Below are 4,543 nucleotides of genomic sequence, written 5' to 3'. Positions count from 1 at the left end.
AACTTCAGCAAGAATATGCAGTAGTTAAGCCAAGTTGGTTTTCTGAATAGTAATTGCTTATTGAAGATGTTTCTGTAGGGGATGGTTTCCGAAGATCTTTAATAGGATTTTCGGAAAGTTACAGTCGGTTCTTAACTCCTCAAATAAAAAGAGATCTTAAAATTTAAAAGTATAACTATAAGAGTTGTCGGAACCTTTATTATCAAAAGTAATGTGTGGAAGTGTGACCGTAATATGAGATTCACCAAAACATCCGCCATCTTGCGTAGAAATGCCACCTTTTTTAATCTTTATGTTATCAGTGATAGAAATACTGCCATTACCAATGGTTTGCTCTTTTTTTTGTCCAAAGAAGGTGTTTTCGAATTTAAATTTCATTTTGTTACCTCGTAGTGATTGAAGGCCACAAATTTTACAATAAATACAAAAAAAGTCAAAATTGAGTAACAAATTGAGTAATTTGCTTGATTTACCTAGAATAAATGCATCTAATACGGGTCTTGGTTAGGAACCCAAAAAATGCTCAGCCTAAAAAATTAGACATATTTCCAAAATTGCTGTTTTAGATGCTTTTCAAGTTCTTGCGCCAATGCAACAATATCAATCATTCCATTACTTTTAGTGAAATTATACCTTCCAGTACGCAATCGGTGAAATACGTACAAATTCAGCGATAATTTCTAGGCTAACTCCCTGACTTAAGCATACTTTAGTATGGCAGCAAAAGCATTTCATTATTTAATTGAGCCTTTCAAAAAGGGCAGGATCTAAGTGGGATCTATTTTAACTCTAATTCTCATGCTTTTTTATTGCGCTTTGCTAAAAGAACAATCATTTCTCTAAATACTGGATTTTAGAGTATAAGCCCAGTGTATTCACAGACTTATCCACAGAAAATGGGGATAAGTAATCAATGCAATATAGTTTGATAAGTCCTTACAGGACAAGGGGTTTAATAAGAAAAATATGCTATCAATTTGTAATAAGACTGAAAAATAGGTATGGTTATCCACAGAAGGAAATATGCTGGGTACTGTTTGGAGCACCTTATTATGATAACAAAAAAAATTTAAAAAAACAGTCTTGATTGGTATAATTTTTTGTCCGAAAAGGAATTAGGTAGATAGTGGTTAAGAGTTAATTTGTGTCATTTAAAGATTGTTTGAAGGAAATATTTGATTTGTTCAGTGAATATCGGTCGTTGAGCTTTGGAATGGCATAGCCAAATTCATTTTTTATGGTCGTTCAGGTGAGATTTCGTTCATACTCTATGAGAATAGGCAACCAACTTCTCTAAAGCCTCTATCGTCTTTGGAAAAGGATCGACCGAATTATGTTTAGTCGATAAAACCCCGAAGAATTTAAACATCATATCTTCCTTAGTTTAATTTAAATTGAACAGACATCTAACTCAATTAAAGATGGAGAGTAAGATGTCTATTTTATATTTTGGTTTTTAATTTAATTAAAAGTACTTCGGGTAAATTTAACCTCTTGAGCTGTTGGCTCACCATTAACAGAAGTAATTCCAGGATATTCTTTCAGTTTGACTAAAATTTCTTCAGCATGTTGATGGAATTGAAATGCTAGTTGCCATAGGATAGCGTTCCATGTTTTAAATGCACGTATATCAATCGATGGATGGTTGTCAGAATTAAAGTTCAATGACATTTAAATCTATAAGAACACCATCCATAGCTTGCGATTTTTAGGCTGATCATTTTTTTTGGTTCCTCGCTATATACAGCTTTAAGTCTGAAGAGTTTTGGCAATTAATAAAGTGTTAACAATTAATCATTATAATGTATTTTGAGTCATTAAGATTAACTAAAACACATAAGGTGTGCTATGACAAAGGCAAAAATTGATCCAACCGTAGGTCAGGAAAAAGAGACCAACCCTCGTCATGATTTACATGATAAAATGGAAGCTTTAAAAGGGGAAATAAGTAATAACTTGTATTTAGATGCTGTCTACGAAGTTAATAAAATATTGATTGAGCAAGAGAAACCTATGGGGCCCAACATGGTTACAGCTGTTGATCAGAATTTAGAAGAAATACGTTCGGGGACTGGTAGTCTACCAACATATCATGCACGTGAAGTTGGTGCTATGGTGAAAGATGGCGCAAGTGAACTAATGAAGGGAAATTATGAGCAAGCTGCGCTTAATGGAGCTGGGGCTGCTGTTAATACAATGGCTTTTTTTGTTTCTGCTTCATATCAAGCCTCTCAACATAAAATCGGACGAAGCGTACATGACAATTATAGCAATGATGATTCATCCCCTCAGAGTAGCGATAGCGGATGCCTTATAATGTAATTGACTTTTCAAGAGGATATGCTCTTACAATTACATATCCTCTTGTCCTTCATGATTATAAAGATCTTCCAATAACACAATTCCGACCATCATGATCAGCTGACTTCTGTATATCCTTTACAAAAACTTCAAGTATTTCATCACAATTGCCTTCTCGTTCACCACCTGGGAGGTTTGAGTTAAAATAAGAGCATTGATTGGTACCTGCAGTATGACCATAATAAACTTGATGATAAGGCGAGATTTTATTAGCTTGCGTACGGCTTGTAGGGTAATTTACAAGCACATGTTCTGAATCTTTGAGTACCTTTTTGGCTCCCTCTGTAGTGGATAACTCATCTACAGAGGCACGCTCACCTTTAAACATCTTGTGATTATCGAAAAAGGCAACATGCATTCCAATTAAACTCCCAAAACTACTTCCACCTTTCTCACTTGATTTTTGCGCTACCATGGATTGATGTTCCTCCATTTCTTTAGCACATTCATAAGTTTTTAACGGCCCTTCATCTAAAAAAGCGCGGCCAGTTCCCCCCATTTTGTAACTTGCATATAAGTTAGCAAGAGGTGAGCATATCCCGGGGCTATCCTTAATACCTAACTGTTGTAAAATAGTTGCCTGTGTTGAAAAGGGTGTATTATTTCGCTTTTCCTGCATGTTTGTTTCCCCAACTAATACATCGTATTGTTCAGAGTACATAGCTTGAATCTTGGTGGAATCAGGTTATTCACTCTGTTTTAAAAATTACAATATTGGCCCAGTCTACGGCTGGTGTTACCAGTTGCCAAGAGATTTTCGGATTTCATGACCCGAATAAGACTATATTAACGTATCATCTATCCCTTGTTTCTTAAGACAGGTAAACAAAAAATGTCTTAATTTATAGAGGATATAGAATGTCCATCCCAGCCTTACGAGAATAATTCTCAAGAATTTTCCTAATCGAGCAGATAGTGTAAATCTTTTTCAAAGTGGATTCAAATAGATGAATTCCTATTTTTTTGCGCAATGGAAATGTATTGCCAAAATTTCTTTAAATTCTTCTGGGAACAGAACTATTCTATCTAAGTTTGAAAAATAAAATGGAAGGAAGTATTTGACTTTAAATTATAAACAAAATATCGTAACTTGAAATAGTTATTTCATATCAAATAACATATGAAATACTGATGCAAGGAACAGGCTATTTATCAGATATCAAAAAAGGATTGCCCGTAACGACTAATGACGGGATTATTTCCAGCACTCAGCACTCGATTTATCCGCATTACGTTTTATTGTTATTCGCTTTATCCACTGTCTTCTTATATCTCTTTATCCTACTTAGATCCTATGATACCTCAGCAATGTAGATTCTATCTAAATAAATACGAATTGGTTTGTTTCCAGGAAATAGGTTTTATATTGTTATAAAGCTTTCTTTGATAAGGTTTTTTAATTTTCTCAGGTTTTTCATTAAGAACCTCCAGGCTTAATCGTTTATCATCATACCAGGCAGAAACAGAGCCATCTAAATGTTTCCTGACAAATACAGATACTTTAGGTTTTATCCAATCGCCTTGATGTTTTTTTACCTGATACAGCGTTCCTTGAAAATAAAAGGTCCAATCATGTTGAATTTGACGTTGATATTCCCAGCATAAAATTTGGTCTAAATCAGTTCTGCCTAATGGGCGGTGAGCAGATTCCTGATTTTGTGCTGGTTTGGAAAATTTCTCATACAAATGGTCTATAAAACCATGTTCAAGAACCCGGTTAACCTCATCAACAGTATGGATATTCTCAAGCCTTAACTCGTTCACAAAACGGTCTTGATAAACGGCATGATTCCTCTCCACTTGCCCTTTAGCTTGTGGGGAGTAAGCCTTGATAATACGAACTCCTAATTTATTACAAGCCACTTCAAAATGACAAAATCCTGGATGGCGTTTATTCGATACGTACACATTTTTTAGGTCCACGTAGATTGCCAATGGTATCCCATACTTCTCCAACCATTTTTTAAAGCACTCAAAAACAACTCGCGTGGTTTCTCCTGACGCTAACGTGGATAGACTGGTGCTTGTGGCATCATCAACCATAGTGAGCAGGCAGTGATGTTTGCCTGTTCCTAACCAATCATGAATGGAACCATCCATTTGTATTAACTCTCCAAACTGGGCTTTTTGTTCACGTTTTCGACGATAGGGACTGCGTTTTCTGGCTCTACCCCAAATAAAG

General features: G+C 35.3%; 5 protein-coding genes. 1 reads left to right on the top strand and 4 read right to left on the bottom strand.

Translation table 11 applies throughout. From position 1 onward, the window contains the following. Positions 1-156 precede the first annotated feature (156 nt). Positions 157-378 (bottom strand): hypothetical protein, encoded by a 222-nt coding sequence (locus tag OK13_RS13450; protein ID WP_035891629.1) that lies wholly within the window; start codon positions 376-378, stop codon positions 157-159. A gap of 1,083 nt (positions 379-1,461) precedes the next feature. Beyond that, a complete protein-coding gene (locus OK13_RS13445; RefSeq protein ID WP_035891627.1) occupies positions 1,462-1,671 on the bottom strand; it encodes a hypothetical protein in 210 nt (69 codons plus the stop codon). A gap of 177 nt (positions 1,672-1,848) precedes the next feature. On the opposite strand from OK13_RS13445, the gene OK13_RS13440 reads away from it, so the two are divergent. Continuing rightward, positions 1,849-2,322 carry a hypothetical protein gene (locus OK13_RS13440; RefSeq protein WP_035891625.1) on the top strand — a complete coding sequence of 158 codons (474 nt, stop codon included), beginning with the start codon at positions 1,849-1,851 and terminating at the stop codon, positions 2,320-2,322. 55 nt (positions 2,323-2,377) lie between these two features. Here the strand turns inward: OK13_RS13440 and OK13_RS13435 are convergent, their stop codons facing one another. Next, positions 2,378-3,022, bottom strand: coding sequence for a hypothetical protein (locus OK13_RS13435; protein ID WP_152571708.1), 645 nt, complete (start codon positions 3,020-3,022; stop codon positions 2,378-2,380). A 656-nt stretch (positions 3,023-3,678) separates the two neighbouring features. After that, a partial coding sequence (locus tag OK13_RS13430) for a DDE-type integrase/transposase/recombinase (RefSeq protein ID WP_035891620.1) occupies positions 3,679-4,543 on the bottom strand: 865 nt, incomplete at its 5' end.

Source organism: Legionella norrlandica (genome assembly GCF_000770585.1).
In the GTDB taxonomy this organism is placed as follows: Bacteria; Pseudomonadota; Gammaproteobacteria; order Legionellales; family Legionellaceae; genus Legionella; species Legionella norrlandica.
The sequence above is the reverse complement of the archived record's forward strand: the minus strand, read 5'-3'. Positions and strand labels throughout refer to the sequence as shown.